Origin of the sequence: Terrisporobacter glycolicus ATCC 14880 = DSM 1288, assembly GCF_036812735.1 — a bacterium.
Taxonomy (GTDB): Bacteria; Bacillota; Clostridia; order Peptostreptococcales; family Peptostreptococcaceae; genus Terrisporobacter; species Terrisporobacter glycolicus.
Genome location: NZ_CP117523.1, coordinates 1,169,431 through 1,192,227, shown reverse-complemented (window position 1 = coordinate 1,192,227; position 22,797 = coordinate 1,169,431). Strand labels below are relative to the sequence as shown.

The 22,797-nt window shown below is 27.2% G+C and carries 17 protein-coding genes; all 17 read right to left on the bottom strand.

Going from position 1 to position 22,797, the window contains the following annotated elements; genetic code table 11:
- Positions 1–80: 80 nt before the first annotated feature.
- Complete coding sequence (locus TEGL_RS05885; protein WP_018589269.1) at positions 81–1,016, bottom strand: iron-hydroxamate ABC transporter substrate-binding protein; 936 nt, start codon at positions 1,014–1,016, stop codon at positions 81–83.
- A 214-nt stretch (positions 1,017–1,230) separates the two neighbouring features.
- The gene (locus TEGL_RS05880) at positions 1,231–3,213 is read right to left on the bottom strand and encodes a sensor histidine kinase (protein ID WP_027626941.1); all 1,983 of its coding nucleotides are present in this window, start codon (positions 3,211–3,213) and stop codon (positions 1,231–1,233) included.
- 155 nt (positions 3,214–3,368) lie between these two features.
- Entirely contained in the window at positions 3,369–5,393 is a 2,025-nt protein-coding gene (locus TEGL_RS05875; RefSeq protein ID WP_018589267.1) for a tetratricopeptide repeat-containing diguanylate cyclase, read from the bottom strand.
- 26 nt (positions 5,394–5,419) lie between these two features.
- Positions 5,420–7,105 (bottom strand): sensor domain-containing diguanylate cyclase/phosphohydrolase, encoded by a 1,686-nt coding sequence (locus TEGL_RS05870; protein WP_018589266.1) that lies wholly within the window; start codon positions 7,103–7,105, stop codon positions 5,420–5,422.
- A 29-nt stretch (positions 7,106–7,134) separates the two neighbouring features.
- On the bottom strand, positions 7,135–9,180 hold the full coding sequence (locus tag TEGL_RS05865) for a tetratricopeptide repeat-containing diguanylate cyclase (protein WP_018589265.1): 2,046 nt from the start codon (positions 9,178–9,180) through the stop codon (positions 7,135–7,137).
- 225 nt (positions 9,181–9,405) lie between these two features.
- Positions 9,406–9,996 carry a histidine phosphatase family protein gene (locus TEGL_RS05860; RefSeq protein WP_018589264.1) on the bottom strand — a complete coding sequence of 197 codons (591 nt, stop codon included), beginning with the start codon at positions 9,994–9,996 and terminating at the stop codon, positions 9,406–9,408.
- A gap of 12 nt (positions 9,997–10,008) precedes the next feature.
- Entirely contained in the window at positions 10,009–11,328 is a 1,320-nt protein-coding gene (locus tag TEGL_RS05855) for a DVU_1553 family AMP-dependent CoA ligase (protein ID WP_018589263.1), read from the bottom strand.
- 3 nt (positions 11,329–11,331) lie between these two features.
- Positions 11,332–12,657: a radical SAM (seleno)protein TrsS gene (gene trsS / locus TEGL_RS05850; RefSeq protein ID WP_018589262.1), complete on the bottom strand. Its 1,326-nt coding sequence runs from the start codon at positions 12,655–12,657 to the stop codon at positions 11,332–11,334.
- A gap of 27 nt (positions 12,658–12,684) precedes the next feature.
- A complete protein-coding gene (locus tag TEGL_RS05845) occupies positions 12,685–12,978 on the bottom strand; it encodes a hypothetical protein (RefSeq protein WP_018589261.1) in 294 nt (97 codons plus the stop codon).
- Positions 12,971–14,089 (bottom strand): aminotransferase class V-fold PLP-dependent enzyme, encoded by a 1,119-nt coding sequence (locus TEGL_RS05840; RefSeq protein WP_018589260.1) that lies wholly within the window; start codon positions 14,087–14,089, stop codon positions 12,971–12,973. Before TEGL_RS05840 ends, TEGL_RS05845 begins: the two co-directional genes overlap by 8 nt.
- Positions 14,073–15,218, bottom strand: a complete 1,146-nt coding sequence (locus TEGL_RS05835) for a DVU_1551 family NTP transferase (RefSeq protein ID WP_018589259.1) — start codon at positions 15,216–15,218, stop codon at positions 14,073–14,075. The genes TEGL_RS05840 and TEGL_RS05835 overlap by 17 nt, the downstream gene beginning before the upstream one ends.
- Entirely contained in the window at positions 15,215–16,252 is a 1,038-nt protein-coding gene (locus tag TEGL_RS05830; protein ID WP_018589258.1) for an XdhC family aldehyde oxidoreductase maturation factor, read from the bottom strand. Before TEGL_RS05830 ends, TEGL_RS05835 begins: the two co-directional genes overlap by 4 nt.
- Positions 16,253–16,273: 21 nt before the next feature.
- Positions 16,274–16,702 (bottom strand): DVU_1555 family C-GCAxxG-C-C protein, encoded by a 429-nt coding sequence (locus tag TEGL_RS05825; protein ID WP_018589257.1) that lies wholly within the window; start codon positions 16,700–16,702, stop codon positions 16,274–16,276.
- 4 nt (positions 16,703–16,706) lie between these two features.
- Positions 16,707–17,339, bottom strand: coding sequence for a DVU_1556 family methyltransferase (trsM, locus tag TEGL_RS05820; RefSeq protein ID WP_018589256.1), 633 nt, complete (start codon positions 17,337–17,339; stop codon positions 16,707–16,709).
- Positions 17,336–17,557, bottom strand: a complete 222-nt coding sequence (locus TEGL_RS05815) for a DVU_1557 family redox protein (RefSeq protein ID WP_018589255.1) — start codon at positions 17,555–17,557, stop codon at positions 17,336–17,338. The genes trsM and TEGL_RS05815 overlap by 4 nt, the downstream gene beginning before the upstream one ends.
- Entirely contained in the window at positions 17,558–19,783 is a 2,226-nt protein-coding gene (locus tag TEGL_RS05810; RefSeq protein ID WP_018589254.1) for a pyridine nucleotide-disulfide oxidoreductase/dicluster-binding protein, read from the bottom strand.
- A gap of 178 nt (positions 19,784–19,961) precedes the next feature.
- Entirely contained in the window at positions 19,962–22,706 is a 2,745-nt protein-coding gene (locus TEGL_RS05805) for a molybdopterin-dependent aldehyde oxidoreductase (RefSeq protein ID WP_018589253.1), read from the bottom strand.
- Positions 22,707–22,797 lie beyond the last annotated feature (91 nt).

Below are 22,797 nucleotides of genomic sequence, written 5' to 3'. Positions count from 1 at the left end.
TTCATTAGATTTATCATCATCCATTGACTAAAATTAAATAAGGTGAGGAAATTAAATCTTATCCCCACCCACTTGATTTATTATTTTATAACAGCGTCTTTAATAGACTCTAATATTAATTCTCTTCCTATTGGATTGTAAGCTTGAGAGAAGTATGGACTTGAATCTAATATAGTTACATTTCCTTCTTTTACTGCTCTTATTTCAGACCAAACTGAACTAGATTCTAAGTCAGATTTATCTGACTGCGTTGCTATTACTATTATGTGATCAGCATCTATTTCTGATAAACCTTCCATAGTAACAGTTGGTAGAGTTATACTATCTTGCTTAGGCATATTAGCTGGTTGAGGTAATTGCATATCTTCTTTTAAAACTGTTCCTATTCCACCTTCACTAAATACCATGAATGAACCTGAACTTGCTAAAACTGTTAAGTAAGTAGTATCTTCACCATTAACTAATTTTATCTCTTTACCTAACTCTTCAGCTTTTTTATAATAAGCATCTAGCCAAGACTTAACTTTATCTTCTTGTCCAAATAGCTTGGCTACATCTTTTAATTTTGCTTCCCAATCATTTGATTTATCTTCTAACATAACTGTAGGTGCTATCTCTTTTAGTTGATCATATATTTCTTCTTGTCTTGGTGCCATTATAATTAAATCTGGTTCTAAAGCAAGTATTGCTTCTATATCTGCTGTTTCCATCATAGAATGTCCAACTATTTTTACATCACCTAACGAGTCTTTTATGTATGATGGTACATTTTTCGTATCGTAAGAATCCACATTAGCCGTACCTACTACAGTTTGTTCTAGTAATAATAATTCTTCACTACTTCCTGATATATCTACTATTTTTTTAGGATTAATTGGTATCTCCACTTCTCCTTTTACTGTTTCAACTACTCTTGTATCTTTATTTTGTTTTTCCGCTTCATTTGATGAGCAACCTATTAATCCAAATGTTGCAAGTGCTAATGTTAACACTGCTAATACTTTTATTTTTTTCACGTCAATATCTCCTTATTGTTTTAGTATTAATTATCATTAATTATTATAAATAATAATCATTATCATTTTGTTGTTTTATTATATCATCCATTTTTTTTATGGTCAAGAATATTATAACTATATTTTTTCCAAATTAAAAATACAGTTATAATTACATAAAATTTATCATAATAGTTAAGTTTATGGCAATAAAAAATCCCCTATTGGGGACTTTTTATACTAATATTTCATATATATCAGATAGTTCTAATTCTGTGTTGTAATTGCTTATATCATAAATTTTATAATCAATACATTCATCACATCTATTTGGAAGTATTATTTTGAAAGTACTACCTTCACCAACTTTACTTTCAACACTAATATAACCATCATGAAGATCAATTATAGATTTTACTATGCTTAATCCTATTCCACTACCTTCATTCTCTCTAGTCAATGATTTATCTGCTTGAACAAATCTTTCAAATATAGCAGTTTTATCACTCTTTGATATTCCAATACCTTCATCTTTTATATTTATTTCTGCAAAATCATCATTAACATATATATTAACATAAATATTTTTATTTTCAGGAGTAAATTTTATAGCATTTGAAAGTAAATTTAACAATGCTCTTTCTATCATAGATGGATCACATTTTGCTATAAATTCTTCTTCGTTAGTGTCAAACTGTATATTAATGGATTTAAGTTGAGCATAATTTACAACAGATAAAGTCACATCCTCGACTATTGAAATTAAGTTATAATAATCAAATTTGCCTTTTAATATTCCCGTTTCTATTTTTGAGATATCAACCACATTATTAATTAACCTTAACATTCTCTTGCAATTTACATGTAAGGTTTTTCTATACCTTCTATACATCTCCTTAAAATCTTTATCTGATTTTACTAGTGAAATATCAAGAAGTTGAATTGTAGAATAAAAAATATTTATTGGGGTTCTGAGCTCATGAGATATATTAGACATAAATTCAGTCTTTTCTTTATTGTATACTTTTAATTTTTCTAACTCTAATTCTTTACGTATTAATTTTGATACATCCATATAAGTTATAACAAACTCTTTTTTAGCATCTAAAGTTTCAATAACTTGTAATGAACAATCAACTGATCTACTTTCATCTGGATTTTTAATTATTCCTCTCCATACACCTTTAGTATTTAAGCTTTTTATAATTTCATCCTTATTCTCTAATTTATTAGCCATTATTGCAAATGATAACTTTACTCTTTTTGCATCTTCAGGAGAATTAATTTTGTAATAGTCCTTAAACTTCTTATTACCATATATTATTTCTCCATCTTCTCTACAAATAAACATAAAACTATGTTTATGATTATCAGTTAAATTGTAAAAAAGACTTAAGTTTTCATTAAGTATTTTTGTTCTATTTATGTACAAATATAATTCAATAAAAGATCCAGCAATAATAATTAAAAATATTATGTATGTAATAGACACTGAGGTTAACTTGACATAAAATGATGTTGTATCTACTGCATATACTGCATAAATCGCCTTGATAGCTAGCATAAAAATACTAGAGGCTAATACTACAAATATATATTCTTTATCCTTAATACCTATAGCAAGTAGTCTTATTGCCGAAATAAAGTATGTGGCTGTTAGAAAATAATTATATATTACAAAAAAATCCGTACTATAAAAATATTGAAGAAAGTTAAGATTTTTTTCTACCAAATTAAAGATTATAGTATATAAAATTACAAATATAATCGATATTTTTTTATTATTAACAATTAATGTTTTAATTTTACTTTTAGGAATTATAGCTATTATTAGCAAAATTATTCTAAGTATAGAAGTAGATACAGTAATATAACTAAACAAATTATACTCTTCATAATAAAAGCTAAGAAAATCTATTTGACCAGATACTATTCCTACAGATAATCCTAGATACATTAAAGATATAACAAAAATACTATCTTTTTTTAATCTATTATAAGAAATTAAACAACTACCAAAAGCCAATACTGACAGTATGGAACTAAAACTTCTTATAAAAAATAAAGTCGATTCTAAGTAAGATTTTTCTTCCCCTATTTTAGAAAATATATTAAAAATGTAAATGCAACAAACTAGTAATACAAAAAATATTATTTTTTCAAATAGTTTCTTTTCTTTTTCTATTAAGCTCCTATCACTTATGATATTGTTAATCATAAATTTAATCCCCCTCTATATATAGATAACTTTTATTTTGCTATTTTTGATAATATTACACAAATATATAGTATCAAATTTTCATTAATAAATATAGCATTTATAAAAATATGAGTACTTAAAAATCCTAGCTATTATTTAACTAGGATTTTTTGTTATTTAATAAAAACATATTTATTTCGTCCATCATTCTTAGCCTTATATAGCGCTTCATCTGCTTTCTTTACATAATCATCGTAGTTTTTTATTGTTTCTATATGAGCTGTTGTTATACCCATACTTAAGGTTAATCTATCGCAAACAGTAGAGAATTCATGTTTAATATTTAAATTATATATGTTTTGCATAATATGGTTTGCTTTTTTTATAGCATGGTCTTTTCCTGTATTTAACATTACAATTACAAATTCCTCTCCACCATACCTAGCTATAAAATCGCCTTTTTCACAAGAAGTATGTATAGATGATGCAATGGTTTTTAAGGCTTCGTCTCCTTTTAAGTGACCATAATTATCATTGTATGGTTTGAAAAAATCTATATCTACCATTACAAAGGATATAGGCATTTCAGTTTTTTTGTATAAATCCCAATTTCCTGCTAAAAATTCATCTAAAGCTCTTCTATTTGCTATATTAGTCAAATGATCTGTTACACTCAAGTCCTTAAATAACTTATTTAATCTATTTATTTCCTTATTCCTTTTGTAAATATTAAAACTAAAGAAGGAAATTATTATAGCCCCTCCGCCCAAAATAGCATCAAATATTTTAGCTCTATTACTTGCACGTTCTAGAGTTGAAATTTTAATTAAATTTTTATTATTTTCAAATTCATTATGTAAATACTGAGAGCATTCTTTATCTTTATTATCAAATGAATTTGATTTAAGTTGATTGTTTTTTTCCAAGTATTTAATTGTATTTTTATAATCGCCTAATGACTTATAATCCAAATAAATTTTATTAGTATAATCTTCTTCTAAATAGGATAGTCCTCTCACTGTAACTAAATTTTCTGCTTCTTTGTGATATTTTAAAGCTAAAGTATAATTTTGCAATTTATAATATGCATCACCATACTCTTCTAATAATTTTACATCAAAATCATAAAAACTAAACTTGTCCCTTTTCTCAAATCTTTTTTTAGCTAAATCCAGTAATTTTATTGCTTTATCTACATTTCCTAATTGAGTTTGTAAATCTGCCTTGTTTCCATACATGTATGTAAAACAATCTTCTTTATAAACGCCTTTTTTCTGTTTTAAAATTTCTTTTTCTAGCTTTTCAAAGCTTATTCTGGCTTTATCAAATTCATGTAACTGAATATAAGCTTCACATATATTCATTAGTGAATAACTTTTGGCTTTAGCATCTTCATACTTATCTTCTAAGTTATACTTTAATGCCCTTGATAAATATATTAAAGCATCTTTATAATTACCTGAGTATAAATAATCTATCCCTAAATCTGTAGATATTAGCATAGTCTTTTCTTTTAAGTTCTTTTCATTTGCCATATCTAAGGCTTCTAATTTGGCATTTATACTTTCTATATACTTATCCTCAGACCAGTATGCTCTTCCCAAGTTAAAGTATACCTCTTCCATTTCCTTATAATTTATTTCTTTTGCTAGTTCTAATGTCTCCTTTAATATTTCAACTGATTCACTACTACCATCAGGAATACAATAGATATCATAACCCCTTTTTATTCCGTATTTTACAACTTCTTCTTTTTTATTAGATATAAAAGCTATATCTTTCATTTTTTCAAAAGATTCATTAGATTTTTTATATTCATTTTCATATAAATACATTCTACTTAACTCATAATATATTTGTGTTTTTATTTTAATGTTTTTTATACTATTTATATTATTTATTGCTTTGTTATATAGTTTTATAGCCTCTTTATTTTTCTTTTCTAAAGAGTTTAAGTAAGCCAGTATATAATAAGACTCAGATAAAATTTTTTTATCCTTAGAATCATTTATTATTTTATTAGTTTCTTTTTTAATTTTATTTTTTTCTTCATCACTAAAATTTTGAACTTCATAATTTAATATATATTCAACTGTCTTATTATGATTTATTTTATTATTGCTTATATTTTTAATAATTACAAATACAATACTTATGAAAATTGCAACCATTAAAATAAGTTTCGTGTATTTCTTCATTTTTCCCCCATTATTTATGAAAAAAATTAGATTGCTTTTACATGTGATTTTTTAATAATATTTATAAATACATGTACTATTTTAGGATCAAACTGCGAGCCTGAACATCTTTTTAGCTCCTCTATGGCTTCATATATACTTCTTCCTTTGCTATAGCATCTATCGTTTGTCATCGCATCAAATGAGTCAGCTACAGTTACAATTCTAGATAATATAGGTATTTCATCTTTTTGTAATCCTAAAGGATAGCCAGCGCCGTCCCATCGTTCATGATGAGTTAAAATTTCTCTAGATATACAACTTATTTCTGGTAAAAGGCTAGCTAGTCTATATCCTTTTTCAGAGTGTGTTTTCATAACTTCATATTCATCTTTTGTAAGTTTTCCTGGTTTCAATAAGACATGCTCAGAAATACCTATTTTTCCTATATCATGTAATCTTCCAATTAAAGAAGCTTTTTCAATCATATCCTCATCTAAATTTAATGCTTTTGCAATTTCTATACAAAAACCAGAAACTCTTTGGGTATGTTTTTCTGTTTCTACATTTTTGTTAGCTAAATTAACCTTCAATGTTTCTAACATTGAAGCTCTAACTAATTTATCACTAAGCATCTTTTTTCTATATACTTTGTCCTCTGCTTCCACTAATACTCGATCAATACTGTCTCCTTCATTTAATATAGAACATCCCATAGAAATGCTCATATTTATATTTTCATATGTAGTATTTTCACATAGGTCATCTATTTTCTTCATCATACTCGCACATTGCAAATCTGAAAATCCAGGTAATAATATAACAAATTCATCTCCACCCCATCTAAATACAGTCCCTACCTCATCAGATGCTTTTAATAATATTTTAGACATAGTTTTTAAAAGTTTATCTCCTTGTAAATGTCCTAGGGTATCATTTACTATTTTCAATCCATTTATATCACCTAAAATTAATCCCATAGGAAATTTCTTATTTTCTATAATTTCTTTAACTTTTATATCAAAATATGATCTATTAAATAAGCTTGTTAATCCATCTGTATAGCTTAAATACCTTAATTCATCTTCTTTTCTTTTCTTTTCGGTTATGTCTCTGACAAGACCTACTAAACCTTTTATACTTCCAAATTCATCTAAAATAGGAGTTTTAATTGTTTCAAAAATCTTATCATCAACTGCTTCTTCCATGTATAGTTGCTGTTTCCTTGAGATAACAATTTTATCATGATTATAACATTGAGTAATAAATGATATATCTAAAGGAAATTCTAAATCATTTTTACCAACAATCTCTGTAATCCCCATATTATTATAAAATTTCTCACATTCTTTATTTATACCTAAGTATTTTAAGTTTTTATCTTTATAAAAAACCAAGTCTGGAATACTATCAATTACAGTTCTTAGTGTATGCTTTTCATAGCTTTGATCTACACTATCAATCATATCTGTGAAATCTACTAGCATGCCTATTGTTTCTTTACACTTATCATTTATATACGTAATATGTTTATATATTTTACTATTAATTTTTATTATATCTGTAGACTTTCCCTTTGTATTTTTTATGTTATCAAATAATTGTTCTACTTCTTTATTTCTTTTTTTAAAATTCAACTTAAAAGTTTCATTTATAAATATTATTTCATTTTCCTTATTTTTTACCCATACTGGACATTGAAAATCTTCAAATATATCTTTTATCAAGCTCATAATATACCTCCTTTTATGATTTTTATATATTAATGTAAGTATACATATGTATCTTTTCCCTTAGATTTTGCTTCATATAAGGCATTATCTGATTTTTGTATATACTCATCATAATTTTTATTTGTTCCTATACATGCTGTACTAATTCCCATGCTGATAGTTATTCTGTCACTTACTTTAGAATATTCATGAACTATATTGGTATCATAAATATTTCTTCTTATCCTTTTTGCTAAATTAATAGCCTCATTTTTATCTGTATTTAGCATTATTACAATAAATTCTTCTCCACCATATCTAGCTACAAAATCTACTTTACGACATGATTTTTTTATTACCATAGCTGCTATTTCAAGCACTTTATCGCCTTTTGGATGCCCATAATTATCATTGTATAATTTAAAAAAATCTAAATCTATCATCATAAAAGATATAGGCATTTCAGTCTTTTTATATAAATCCCAATTAACTGCCAAAAATTCATCTAGTGCCCTTCTATTATGTACTTTTGTTAGAGCATCAGTAACACTTAAGTCTTTAAATAGCTTATTTAATCTGTTTATCTCTTTATTTTGTTTATATATAAAACAAAGAAATGTGCTAATTACAGTTGTGGCAATACCCAACCCAATAAATAATAATAACATTTTATTTCTAGATTCTTCTAACTTAGATATTTTTTCTAAGTTTTTTTCACTTTCAAATTTATTTATTAAGTATTGAGAATACTGCCTATTCTTATTCTTTGACAATTCTGTTTTCAGTTTAATATTTTTTTCTAAATATAATATGGTATTTTTATAATCACCCATAGCTTTATAATCTAAATAAATCTTGTTATTATATATTTCATCTAAATATGATAAATCTCGTTCTAATGCCATTTGTTGTACCTCTTTATGGTACTTCAATGCTTTTTCATAGTTTTTCAATTTATAGTGTACATCTCCATATTCTTCGCATAGTTTTACATCAAAATTTGAAAAATTAAAATTATTTCTTTTTTTATACCTGTATTTTGCAATATTAAGTAATTTCATTGATTCAGATGGTTTATTTATTTCTGTATTTAAATCAGCCTTACTTACATAAATATTTGTTATAAAATCCTCTTTTATCTTTACATCTTTTATCTTTTTTGTATTTCCTTCTAATTTATTAATACTTTCTTTTGCTCTATCATAATCCTTCAGTTTTACGTAACATTCAACAAGATTTAATAATGCATAGCATTTGATTTGTGCTTCTTCACTTTCATCTTTTAAATTATAAGTTAGTATACGAGATAAATAAATTACTGCTTCATCATAGTTTCCACAATAAAAATAGTCTATTCCTATGTCTACAGAAATTTTTGCAATTTTACTTTCAATATTTTTGCCCCTAGCAATACTAAGCGCTTCTAATTTAGCATTTATGCCTTCTACTAATCTACCTTCGTACCAGTATGCTCGTCCCAAATGAAGATATACATCTTCTATGTATTTATAATTTATTTTTTTTGCTAACTTCAGTGTATCTTCTAATATTTTTACAGCTTTACTCTTCTCCTCAGGATAATTAAAAATATCATTTGCTCTTAACAATGAATATTTAATTATTTCTTCTTTTTCATCTTCCATTGTGCCTATTTTTTTTATATTATTGAAAGCGTCTTCAGACTTAGTGAATTGTGATTTATTTAAATAAGACCTGCTAAGCTCAAAATATGTTTTTGTTTTTATTTTTGTTTTAATGTCTTTATTAAAGTAATTTATGGATTTATTAAAATTATTTATTGCTTCTATATCATTCTTCCTTTGTATATAAATACTTCCTAAAATAAAATTGCACTCGGCTAAAATCTTTTCATTTTCTGTATTATCAAGTATATATAAAACTTTTAATTTTACATTTTTTAACTTTTCTTCATCATAGTTTTCTATTTTAGATTTCAAAATATCATTTGTAATCTCATCAATATCTACCATATTTTCTCTTGAGATTTTTTTTTCATAACTTATGAAATATATACTTGAACATATTATTGTTAATATTGCTACTAATAATAGGATAAATTTTTTCTTTTTTTTCATTCTTCCCCCATATTTTCTTCTTATATTAATGCTGAAGTTTTATATTCTTCATATGAGTTTTTTAATTTTTCCCCCTAGATTTTTCATTTATAATTTTACAATATATGTTAGCTTATCTACAATCATTTTATTGTAACATTTTTACATTTATAAATTGTTAGTTAATATTTTTTAAATTTTATTTAATTATTAAAAATAAAAACCATGAAATATAGATTTTTTCATCTATATTTCATGGTTTTTTATTTTATACTGTGTTTTATTACAATTAATATGTATAATATGTCCATATTCTAATTTAATACTTAATATTTCATCTAAAGGTATGTTTTCAATAGAACAAATTATAGATTTTATAACACCACTATGGCATAATATAACAATATTATTATCATAATTTTCTTCACATAATTTTCTAAATTCACTATTTGATCTTTCATAACATTCTTTAAATGTTTCCCCATCTTTAATTCTAAAGGTTGATATGCTTTTGCCTCTATTTTCATACTCTTTTTGATATTTCACTTTAATATAATTAAAAGATTTATTTTCCCATATACCCATATTAATTTCCATCAACTGCATATCTACATGATAAGGCACATTTAAAATAGACGATATTATCTCTGCAGATTTTTTGCATCTTTTTAAACTACTCGTATATATTTTACTAATATCTTTATCCTTTAAAAATAAACCTACTAATTTAGCCCTTTTAATACCTTTTTCATTTAAATTAATATCTGTAATTCCTATACATTTTTTTATATTATCTTCCCAATATAACTCTCCATGTCTTACTAAATAAATATCCATAGTTCATCCTTTTTAAATAGAGTTAATTTTTCTCTTTCCTCTATATAAATCAATATATTCATCTGTATAAATTAGATTTATATGTATTTTTAACATTTTCATTTCATAAGACTTCTTAATCCTTGGATTTTTTAATAATAAATCTTTTATCTTTATTTTTAAGTCTTTATTATCATGGGATAAAATCATTTTTTCCCCTTGAAATAAAACAAGTTGCAATTTTAACTCATAGTAATTATCAATACTTTCCACATCTACTTTATAATTTACAATGTTATTCAAATTAAATAAATTATTATCTATAGAATTTATATTTATATACAAATTTTTACCTATATGAGCTCTATCATCCATTCTATATCTTAATTTATCTAATCTTTTTAAAACACTAGAACAATTACAATTATCTACTACAAAAGAAGATATATCTCCTGTTGCATACCTTATAAGAGGCATTGCTTCTCTAGTTAAAGTAGTAATTAATATTTCTCCACGTACTCCATCATCTACTTTTTCTTTTGTCACAGGATTTACAATTTCTATTAGTAAATCATTTTCTCTAACATGCATTCCCTCATGACAATTACAGTCAACTGCACATCCAAGGCCAGTTTCTGTCATTCCAAAATGATTAAATACTTCACAATTATATGCATTCTTTATTTGTTCAACCAGTGTATTATTTACCATATCCGCACTGAGTAAGATACTCTTAATTTCTATGGGCAAATTTTCTTTTTTTATATATCTTCCTAAAGCTAAAATTTCAACTGGCATACCTACAATAGAGTTTACTTTATTACTTATTATAATATCTGCAGTTTTCTTAAAAGAAGATAAAGTACCATTCATAACAGGCTTAACCTTCATAATTTCTAATGATTGCTTTATTAAATCCCCCACACTATTTTCTCTTTCAAAAGGAAGCATAATAATCATTGCATCATCTTTTTTAACAAGAAAACTAAGTCCTTGTATAAAAAAATCAATTGTAAGTTTTTGATCTTCTTCAGTAAAATAAATTCTTTTATGTTTACCCATAGTTCCAGATGTATCTAAAGAAACTATTCGACTTATCTCACTTTGATTAACACAAACCATTTTGTTTCCATTTTCAACTATAGCATCTTTATTGATAATTGGTATTTTGTATAACTCGTCTAAAGAATTTATTTCATCTAAATTTTTATATAATTCTTTATAAAAAGGTGAATTTTCTTTCACATATTTAATTAAATTATTTAATGTATTTAATTGATATTTTTCGAGTTCTTCTCTACTTAATTCATTTTTCACTTTGATTTTTTCACATATCCAATTATCTAGTCTCATACATTATCTCCTATATAAACTGTTATTATCTATATTTGTTAAGTTGTATGCACAAAAAGGTATAAGCTTCATATCTTTACTTACCACATGTATATAGCATTGTTTTAGTCTATCTAAATCCACATTCCATACATCTTGAAATAGCATGGCCGATATAGCTAGAGTATAGCTGTCAAATCTATCTAAAAAATCATCTAAAGACTTTGTAAATTTATTTTTAGTATCCTTTTTATTTGATGAATTTTTTACTGCTGACCATTGTTTCGCCACAAATTCTCTAGATTGTTTTGAAGAAGTTGGTTTACAGCAACAATTACTTTTGCTACCTAAAGGCTTTAAACTTTTATCTTCATTTACTAAGAAATTTCCATGGAAAGAACAGTATGAATTTTCTGCTCCTCCACCCATAAAGTTTTCTATTTTCATCTTACCTTTCATTTGTTCTTCTATTTCTCTTAACATTTTCGGAATTGTTATTCTATAAGTTTCATCTCGATTTTCATATCTTCCAAAGAAACTTACTGGTTGAAAGTGCACTCCCCTTATGGCTGGCATGTTATCTATGGAAAAATTAATAATTTTTCCTATTTCATTAATATTCACATCTTGCATTATAGTAGGCACAAGAACTACCCCTACTCCTGCTTTTTTACAATTTTCTATGGCCTTTAATTTTACTCTAAGCAATTTTTGACCTCTAAGCTTGGAGTATACTTCATCTCTAAGACCATCAAATTGTAAAAATACAGTATTTAGTCCTACATTAGTTAAAGATTTTATATAATTTTCATCTTTTGCAATTCTAATACCATTAGTATTTAATTGAAAAAAAGTAAAACCTTTTTCTCTTCCAATTTTAATTATCTTATCTAAATCGTCTCTTAAAGTGGGTTCTCCTCCTGATAGTTGTATATTATAAGGACCACCACACTTCATTAGATAATCGTAATATTCACTAATTCTTTCTATACTTATATCTTCCTTTGCATTTTCATTGGATGAGGCGAAACAAATAGGACATTTTAAATTACATCTATTTGTTATTTCAAGTAGTACACAACACGTTTCTTGTCTGTGTCCACTACATATGCCACAATCATATGGACACCCATTATTTACCTCACTACTTACAACATTAGGAGTTGTAAATTTTTCCACATCGCTCCAAGTTTCGTAATCCTTACCTTCCCAGATTAATGTTTTAAAAAAACCATGATCTTCACAAGATTTTTCCAAATATACCTTATCTTCATATTCTACTTTTTGCCCTACTATTTTTTTAAAACAATAAGGACATAAACTCTCCACTTGACCTATTACTCTTCTCATAGTTTACCCCCTAGCAATCTGTTCTTCCTATAAAATTTCATTTAAAAATTTTTCAAAAGCCTCTTTTCTTTCTTCATCTATATAATCTGGATAATCTGGAAAACTTACTCTTATAATTTTAGAATTAATAACTCCTTTAATTTTATTTTCATTCTCACAATAAATCATAAAAATCGGTCGTCTAAAATTTTTTATTTCTAGTTTACCTAAGTTTTGTAATTTTTCAAGAAATTCTATATTTATTTCCACATTTAATTTATACTCATACGTTTGGCTGTTTTTAAAACAATTATCAATTTTGTTTACTTTAAACTTATCCATTTATTATATCCTTTATGGAATTAATAAAATAATCTACCTCTTCTTCTATAGTAAATCTAGATAAACTAATTCTAACAGTTCCACTTGGTGATGTATTTAAACATTTGTGAATTAAAGGTGCACAGTGAAGTCCACTTCTACATATAATGTCAAAACTCATTTGAAGTATTTCTCCTACTTCATTTACGCTATAATCTTCCATAGTAAATGATATTACAGGAGTTGTTTCTCCACTTACGTCTATTACATTAACATTGATTTTTTTCAGTTCTTTTTTTATTTTATTAACTAAATAATCTATATTGTCTTTATTTAAATGATTTTTAAAACTCCATCTTAGAGCCTCTTCTAATCCTTTGAATGAGATATCATTTGGCGTTCCTGCTTCTAATTTCAAAGGCATTTCTTCTGGCATTGTATCTTCATCACTATATATTCCCGTTCCACCTTGTAACACAGGATTTAATTTAATTCTAGGTGATACATAAAGGCCACCTGTTCCTTGGGGACCAAGCAAGTATTTATGACCTGTAAACGCTACCATGTCTATATCCCATTTTTGTGGTAGTACATCTACTAAACCTAAACTTTGAGAAGCATCTAGTAGTACTACACAATTATATTTTTTTGCAATGGTAGCTAATTTTTCTGCATCGTTAATTGCTCCCGTTACATTAGATGCATGCGTAAATACAACCATTTTAGGCTTTATTTCTTTAATTTTTTCTTCCCATAAATAAGGATCTATTCTTCCTTCTTCATTTACATCCATTATTTCATATTCAATAACTTTTTTCTTTTTAAGATAATACAGTGGTCTTAGTACTGAATTATGCTCTGCCGCTGTAGTTAAAACTTTATCTCCTTCAGTAAACCCAAATCCTTGTATTGCTAAATTAAGTCCAACGGTAGCATTACTACAGTAGACAATATTATTAGGGTTGTCCAGTTGAAGTAATCTTGATAATAGCTCCCTACAATTACAATTTTCTTTTTCATCAAATCCACTTCTATGAGCGTTACATGGTAACTCATCTAAAGCTTTTTTAATATATTCGGAAACACACTGGGGTTTGGGCCAAGATGTAGCACCATTATTTAAATAAACCATTCTTGTCTCCCCTCCACTTATTCTCCAATTTTTCATACTCATTTTTACCAATTATTGAAATAATGTTGGATTTTATCTTAAGAGCCGTTTCATATTTTCTCATTATATTTTCTTGAATTTCTTTATCTCTTTTATATTTATTGAATTTTTCTTTAAATCTTTTATCTAAATCTGAAAATTCATCTTCTACTACTAATTTATCACCATAATATAAAATAGTATTTTCATTTACTAAACATTCCATTTTTTCGTTAAGTTTCATATGACTTCTTACAATATTTGCAATTTTGTCATACCCTAAGCTATGTAATAAATCAGCCCCTACATCATCATGATTTTTTTCTCTTCTTTTTATATCATGTAAGATAGAGGCTGCATTAATTAAACTCACATTAATAATTTCTTTATCCTTGTTGATTGAATTACTTAAATCTTCACATATTTGTTTTACCTTTATGACATGATTAACTATAGATTTTGATACATTAAAATAAGATAATAAATAAATACAATCTTCATAAGATAAATATTGCCTATTTTCAAAATTCTTTTTCACCTTATAAAAATCTTCTTTATAATCCATATCACATAAGATAAATTTGTCTGGAGTATTTATTTCTTTAGATTCTCTTTCAAAATGGTCCAATCCACCTTTTAATCCATTTTTTCCATTATAGTTTAATAAATATTCAAAACATTCAGAACTTATTATAGGTGGGTGCCCTATGGTATTTTTATATATTGGATAAACAATTTTAATTTGTTTTTTACTTATTTCTTGAATCAATAAATCTATTGTATATTTAGATACAAAACCTACATCTCCAGGTAAAAATATAATTGCATCACAACTATTTTTTACTTTATCTAACCCAAGCTTAAATGAATCATACATAAAAGTACTTTCATATTTATTGTTGTAAATTATATTTACATTTTGATTTTTTATGCAATTTTCTATATCTTCTCTTCTATAACCTACAACAATATTTATATCTTCTATACCGCTCTGCTTTAAGCTATTAATTGTGTTTATAATAAGTGGTTTCTTTCCTATTTCCATTAAAGGTTTAAAATCTTTCATTCTAGAAGATAAACCTGCTGCAACAATTAACCCACTTATCTTCATTTTTCCAATCTTCTTTCTTTTGTTCCCCTTTCATTTATAAGCTCACCTGCTATGCTTACTGCTATTTCTCCTGGAGTTTTTGCATCTAGCTTTATTCCTATTGGAGCATGAACTCTTTTAAAATCTTCTTCTGTAAAACCATCTTTCTTAAGTTTTTCATAAGTCATATTAATCTTAGATTTACTACCTATCATTCCTATATAATACGCATCTGTTTTTAATGCCCAATTAAGCACGTTGTAATCATATAAATGGCCTCGTGTAATTATTAAAATATAACTATCTTCATCTATACCTAAATCATCTATTTCTTCTAAACTATCTAATACAATAGTTTCAGAGTTTGGAAATCTTTCTTTATTTGCAAATTCACTTCTATCATCTAAAACTATAGTTTCAAATTCTATTATATCTAAAATTGCTGCTGTTTCTTTAGATACATGGCCAGCTCCAAATATGTAAGCTTTTCCCATATTATGAACCTTTTGTACAATAAATATTTCATCATCAATAGCATCTGAGTGAATACTTAATCTTTCAATCCCATTTTCTAATTTATTTCTCATTAATTGACTTCCTGAATATTGGCCAATAAGATTATTTTTATCATCAACAAATAACATTTCTTTTTTATCTTTTTTTAAAACTGTAACTATCCATCCCTTTTTGTGATTTTTTATAGCTTCAGTTGCTTTTTCCATAATTAATAAATTATTATCGTCGTTACAGTCCATATAATTTATAAGAATTTCTCCATTTCCTCCACAAACCATTTCTGATTTATTAGCATCTTTATTATCTAAATTAAACTCATAAATAAACGTTTCCTTATTTTTAATTGACCTCACACCTTTTTCTATACAAGACGCTTCCATTTTACCACCTCCTACTGTGGAGAATATGGAACCATCTTCTCTTATTATCATTTGAGTTCCTTTTGACCTAGGTGTGGAACCATTGCTTCTTACTATACTAGCTAAAACAAAACTCTTCTTATCTCTTAAAATGCTTAAACCTTCTTCATATATGTTCATCAACTCTTCTCCCTTTATTAATTACAACTCATAACCATATTTATTAAGTATCTCGACTACTTTTTCAAATGTATTTAATACTAAATTAGGACAAATTTTTGATTTATTATCAAAATTTCCATCTAATATTTCCCCACAGTTTATTCCCTTATTATCACTACATTCATTTTCAAACCACTCTATTAATTCATTTGACATAATGCTTAGATTTTTATCTTCTATTTCTTCATCTTCACCCTTTGAAGTAAAATATCCTAAGATGCATGCTCCTCCTGTAAGGGCTCCACATATTCTTTGATTAAAACCTAAACCTCCTATTAATCCTCCCATGGCTCTAATTAAATCAGGATTTTCTTTTCCTTCTAAATCTAAAATAATCTTCATTAGTATCTGACTACAATAATATCCCTTAGACGATAATTCCAGCATTTCCATATATAATTCATCCATAATATCAATCCCTTTTTTTAAGTATTACTAAAAAGTATCCCGTTTCTTTTTTAAATATGTCATTATTTATCTTATTGTTTTGATTCCCTCTAAGTAATCCTGATAATTCTCCGTATTCCCAAAGTACCATTCCCAGATAATTTTTCCATTCTTGAGATTTATCTTGGAATATGATAGTTTGAAAATTTAAATCTGCAAATAACTTATTCCAATAATTAAGAGTATATGTATCATCATATATATTTGTTTGTCTAAAGAAAAAATCACTTAGTAAAATTATTCCACTTTTTTTCAAAAGCTTTTTACAACTTTGTAATATTTGTTCTGGATTTTTCATAACTGATAAACTACATTCAAATAAGATTAAATCAAAATAATTTTCTGAAAAATCAAAATTGTTTGCATCCATTACTTTTATATTAATATCTTTATATCTTTCCTTACCTAAATTAATCATTTCTTCAGAGAAGTCAATGCCTGTTGCATCAAACCCCTTCTCAGATAAATAGTTTACCGAATACCCGCTTCCACAGCCTACATCTAATACTTTAACGTCATCATTTGTCTTGTATATTTCTATTATTTCATTGACAAGATTTAAGCCACCTAAGCTAAATATATCTCTTTTATTAATCATTTATCCTCTAAAGCCTTTTCAACTCTTAACATTTTTGAATATACTAGACTTTCGTCTATAAATACATTGTTGCATTTAGGACATTTGGGTAGCTCAACAGGAAAACTACTGCCTAAATATTCTAGAGTTACTTTGCCTCTTTCAAGGGACATATTACACTTGGCACAAATCATGGACTCACTTGAGTAATCATAAAAATCATCATAACTTTCTTTCATTTAATTCACCTCTATTTTCATTCTATGACTATATGCGTTATAAACTAAATATTTTCCTCCTTTAATAGTATACTCAACCCAAAATGTAACGTTTTTTACTCTATTACAGGCCAAATTATGATTGTTTGATTTGTTTATAAATTTTTCTTTAGTTTCTTCTGCATGCTTTATCGTATCTTCAATGTCTTTATATAAAATCATTCTATCTTCTAGTGTTTCTTTCAAATCATCACTCATAATTAAATCGATTTTATAATTATTAGTCTTATCTTTTTCCTGTGTTAAATCTAATTTTAATTGGACTCTGTTGTATCTTCTTTCAGAAATATTAGGTTTTTTATTTTTACCATCAAAATTGTATATTAATTGTAAAATATGTTTTGCTTCTTTATTTTGACTCAAAAAACTATCTCTGCAATTTATACAATAAGTCAGATAATTTAGTTTATTTTCTTTAATTCTTGATAAAACTATATTTTCCTTTAATTCCTTATTAGAAAAACAAGTAAGTCCACCAAATCCACAACAAGTGGTTATTTCTCCACTATAATCTAACTCTTTTAGATTAAATCCTATATTTTTTGCTATTTCTCGCACTTGCCCTTGTAATTTATCATCATATCTAACCGTACATGGATCATCTATGACAATATCTTCATAATTTCCTATACATGACAATTTATTTTCATTAATATAATCATAAATCATATTTGTTTTTATATTTTTTAAATGAGAATTAAAAATTTTATAACATGTAGGACAAGCTGTTATAACAACAGGATTCTTTAATTTATCTAAAGTTTCTTTTATTAATTTTATTTCTTCATAAAACTTAGCTTCTTGACCAGACCATTTTCCTATAACTCCACAACAACCTAGTATTAGCCCCACTTCATATTTTAACTTGTCATTTAAATCTTTATAAATTACTTTTACTAAATCAGGTTCAGAAGCACATAGCTGGCATCCTGGGAAAAATACATAATTTAAGTTTTCTTTATTTATAACTGTAAAAAACTCTTCACTATTACTAAATTCCATATCTTCCATGGCAAATTCGAACGCTGATGGTGGCATTTTGTTTGTTTTTACCATTTGATCTCTTGCATATTCACAAACTTCTCCTAAATCCAACCCTCCAGGACAAATAGCTTTGCACTGACCACAAAGGCTGCATGAATTTATCATCTTATTTGATGTTCTGTTTCCTAAAGCTATAGCTAAGTTATTATAAATTTCTCTTACTATTTTTTTAGGATAAGACTTGTAATGTCTTAAAAATTCACACCCTTTTACACATTCAAGACAATTACAGTCAATACATCTTTGTCCTTCTTTTATAGCTTCTTCTTTTGTATAAAATACTTTATTTCTAGGAGTTATTTCATATTTAATTTCAACTTCTTCTAAATTTGTATATAGTTTTGTTTGAAAAACCCCTTCTTTTTCTCTTCCTTGAATCATACTACTATGTTGAAAATATCTATCTATGGAAGTTGAAAGTCTCTTACCTAAACTTATACATTCTACAGATGAAACATTTTTAGGGCTATAAAAAATTTTATCATTTTCATATTGTAAAGTTATCACATTGTAGGATAAATAATCTTTGTATATATTCCCATCAAAAACTAATACATCGTATTTTTCTTTATATTCATTTAACTTATCTTCTTCAAAAAAAGAATTAAGATAAATCTTTACTCCTTCTTTTTCGACTCTCTGCAAATCTTTACTTATAATTTCGTCTTCCAAAATATCTTTACAAGCATCATATATATTTTTCCCTAAAACATTTTGATTTTCGTATAAGTCAACAAAGTATCCTTTCTTTCTTAATTCTATTGCGCAAGTTAATCCACTTAAACTAGTACCAAATATTATAGCTTTTTCTTTCTTTTTAGGTTTTAATAAAACTCTTGTTTTAACTTCTTTTCCATAATTCATACAAGCTAGTTCAAGTTGTCTAATATTTATGGAATTTCCTAATTCTTTTCTTTTACATCGACTTTTACATTTTTCTTCACAAACTCTACTTATTATATTTGGAAAGACAATTTTTTTTTCATAAATTTTTCTACCTTCAGTAAAATCACCTTGGGCAACTAGTTTGCATAACTGTCTTCCATCTACATGAACAGGGCACATAGCATTACACCAAGGATCTTCTTCTTGAATACATTTGCTTTCTAACTCTTTTAATCTATCTTGACTAAGATTGTCCATAGTCTATTCTCCTTAAAAAATATATCTGTTATTTGTATTTAAAAAATTTATTTCCCTTGAGATTTCTTATATGAAAAAAAGGCTTAAACTCTTGTAAAATATACTTAAGATTAAGCCCTTCTATTTGACTAAGCAAGAGCAACAATCGTAAAATTACTCTTTTATATTTACTTCTTATTTAAGCATTTGCTCCACTTGCTAATTCATCTAATGCAGCTTTTACTACTACTGGAGTTGCAGGTACTTTAGTTACTCTAGCTCCAGTAGCATTAAATATAGCATTTAGTATAGCAGGATGAGGTGCAGCTAATGGCCCTTCACCTACTCCAGAAGCTCCATAAGGTCCATCTGGTCTTTCAGCTTCTTCGTAGTGTATTTCTAAATTATCTGGTACGTCCTCTATTTGTGGTATACCACATTTAACTAACGTAGTATGTTTTTCTAAATCTTCAAAATCCTCAGTCAATGCAAGACCTATACCTTGTGCCAATGCTCCATAAACTTGGCCATCAACAACAAGTTTGTTTATTATCTTACCACAATCAACCATACAAGTGAATTTTTCAACTTTTGCTTTACCAGTTTCCATATCAACAGCAACTTCTGGCATATTAACAACATACATATAGTTACTAAATGGTGATCCTTGACCATTTTCTATCTGACAGTCAGAACACATAGAAGCAACCCACTTACCTACATACTTAGTTGGTAAGCCTTCAGCAACCATTTCATCGTAAGAACGATATGTTCCATCACCTTTTTCTAGTGCTTTTAACAAGTTTTCAGCAGCTATTCTAGTAGCATTACCTGTAACAACATTAGATCTACTTCCTCCAGCAGGACCACTATTTGGAGTTTGACGCATATCACACATTACTAATTTAATATCTTCCGGTTTATATCCAGCAGCTTTTAAAGTAGCATGAGCCATAGTTAATGTTCCTATATCAGCACCTTGACCATGATCTTCCCAAGAGTTATAAATAGTTACACCTTTTGGAGTTATTTCAGCATAAGCTTCAGATGAATCAGCCCCATCTAATCCACATCCATAAACACCAATTGATATACCTACACCAAGTTTAACTTTATCTGTAGAGTTTTCTTTAACTCTTACTTTAGCTTCTTCATATAATGGTCTTAATTTATCCATCATAGGAACAATTGAATAAACTTCAGGAGTTTGACCTGTAGGAGTTGTATCTCCTGGTCTATAAGCATTTATATATCTTAATTCAAATGGATCCATTCCCATTTGTGCTGCTAATACATCTATAGCAGTATCAGTTCCCATGAAACTTTGTGGAGCGCCATATCCTCTAAATGCACTACCCCAAGCATGGTTAGTACATACAGTATAAGAAGTATTTCTTATATTTGGTATTCCATAACCTGCACCTACGAATTGAGTAAGACGCATAGTTAATAAGTCACCGAATTCTGAGTATGGGCCATGATCGATATAGTTTTCACCTTCAAGAGCAAGTATCTTACCATTTTTATCTGCTCCAAGCTTTATCTTCATAAATGCTGGCGATCTTTTACCAGTATAAGTAATTTGTTGATATTGACTATATACTAAAGAAACTGGTCTTCCAGTAGCTAAGCAAGCAACTCCTAACATAGATTCCATAGTTGGAGAGAACTTATATCCAAAAGTTCCTCCAGTTGGATTTTGTACTAAGAAACATTTCTCAGGATCAACACCTATACCAGTACAAATCATTGCATGATGTAAATGGATTCCTATACTCTTAGAATGTATTATTAAGTTTCCATCTTCATCCATAAATGCTTGCCCGCAGTCAGGCTCTAATGGCAAGTGTGGTTGACGACTACAATAAGACTCAACTTCAACAACATTTGGAAGTTTTTCCATCATCGAAGTTGTTTCATCACCTTTTTTACATTCTGTTTTAAAGTAAACATTAGGAGTTCCTGGATGTATTTCTATAGCATCTTCTGCCATAGCTTCTGGAGCACTCATATAAGCTGGAAGTACTTCTAAGTCTACTTTTACTTTTTTAGCAGCAGCTTTAGCTTGTTCTTCAGTATCAGCAGCTACTAATGCTATAGCATCACCATATTGGAATACTTTTTCATCACAAAGGATTGGTCTATCCCATCCATCTCCCTTATTAGCGCTCGGAAAGAACACTAATCCATTTATTTTATTATTACCTTTAACGTCTTTAGCAGTTATCACTTTATAAACACCTGGCATTTTTTCTGCTTCAGAAGTATCTATTCCCTTAATATTTGCATGAGAAACCTCAGCTTGAACTAAAGCAAGTTTTAAAGTATCTTTTGGCATTTTTAAAGATAAATCCGCACCGAAATCCCAAGTACCAGTTACTTTAGCCTTTGCAGAAGGTCTTACATACTTAGTTCCTAATATTTCATTTCCTACAGGTTCAAAAACTAAATCTTCTACTTTCTTTTCGCCTCTTAGTACTGCAGCTGCATCCATAACAGCGTCTACTAAAGGTTTATATCCTGTACAACGGCATAAGTTTTTATGTTTTTGGAACCATGCTCTTACTTCTTCTCTTGTTGGAGAAGGGTTTTCTTCTAATAAAACTTTAGCTGACATAATAAATCCTGGGCTACAAAAACCACATTGTGCACATCCATGACCCATCCATGCAACTTGTAATGGATGTAAATCTTCACCTTCTGATAATCCTTCAATAGTTTGTATAATTGATTCATCCTCAACTTTTTTCATTTTAACTATACAAGAACGAACAGCCTTATTATTTAAAATAATAGTACATGTACCACAGTGACCTTGACCACAACCTATCTTACACCCTGTAAGTAATAGTTGTTCACGAAGTACATTAGCTAAACTGCTTTCTGGATTAACAAGTAATGTTCTTTTTACCCCATTAATATAAAGGACCTTTTTTAGTAGCAAATTTATTTCCCCCTTTTAAATTTTTATTTCTAAATTAATAAACTTGGACTATAATTTATGTAAATTTATTAATTAGCAAAATTAATACTTA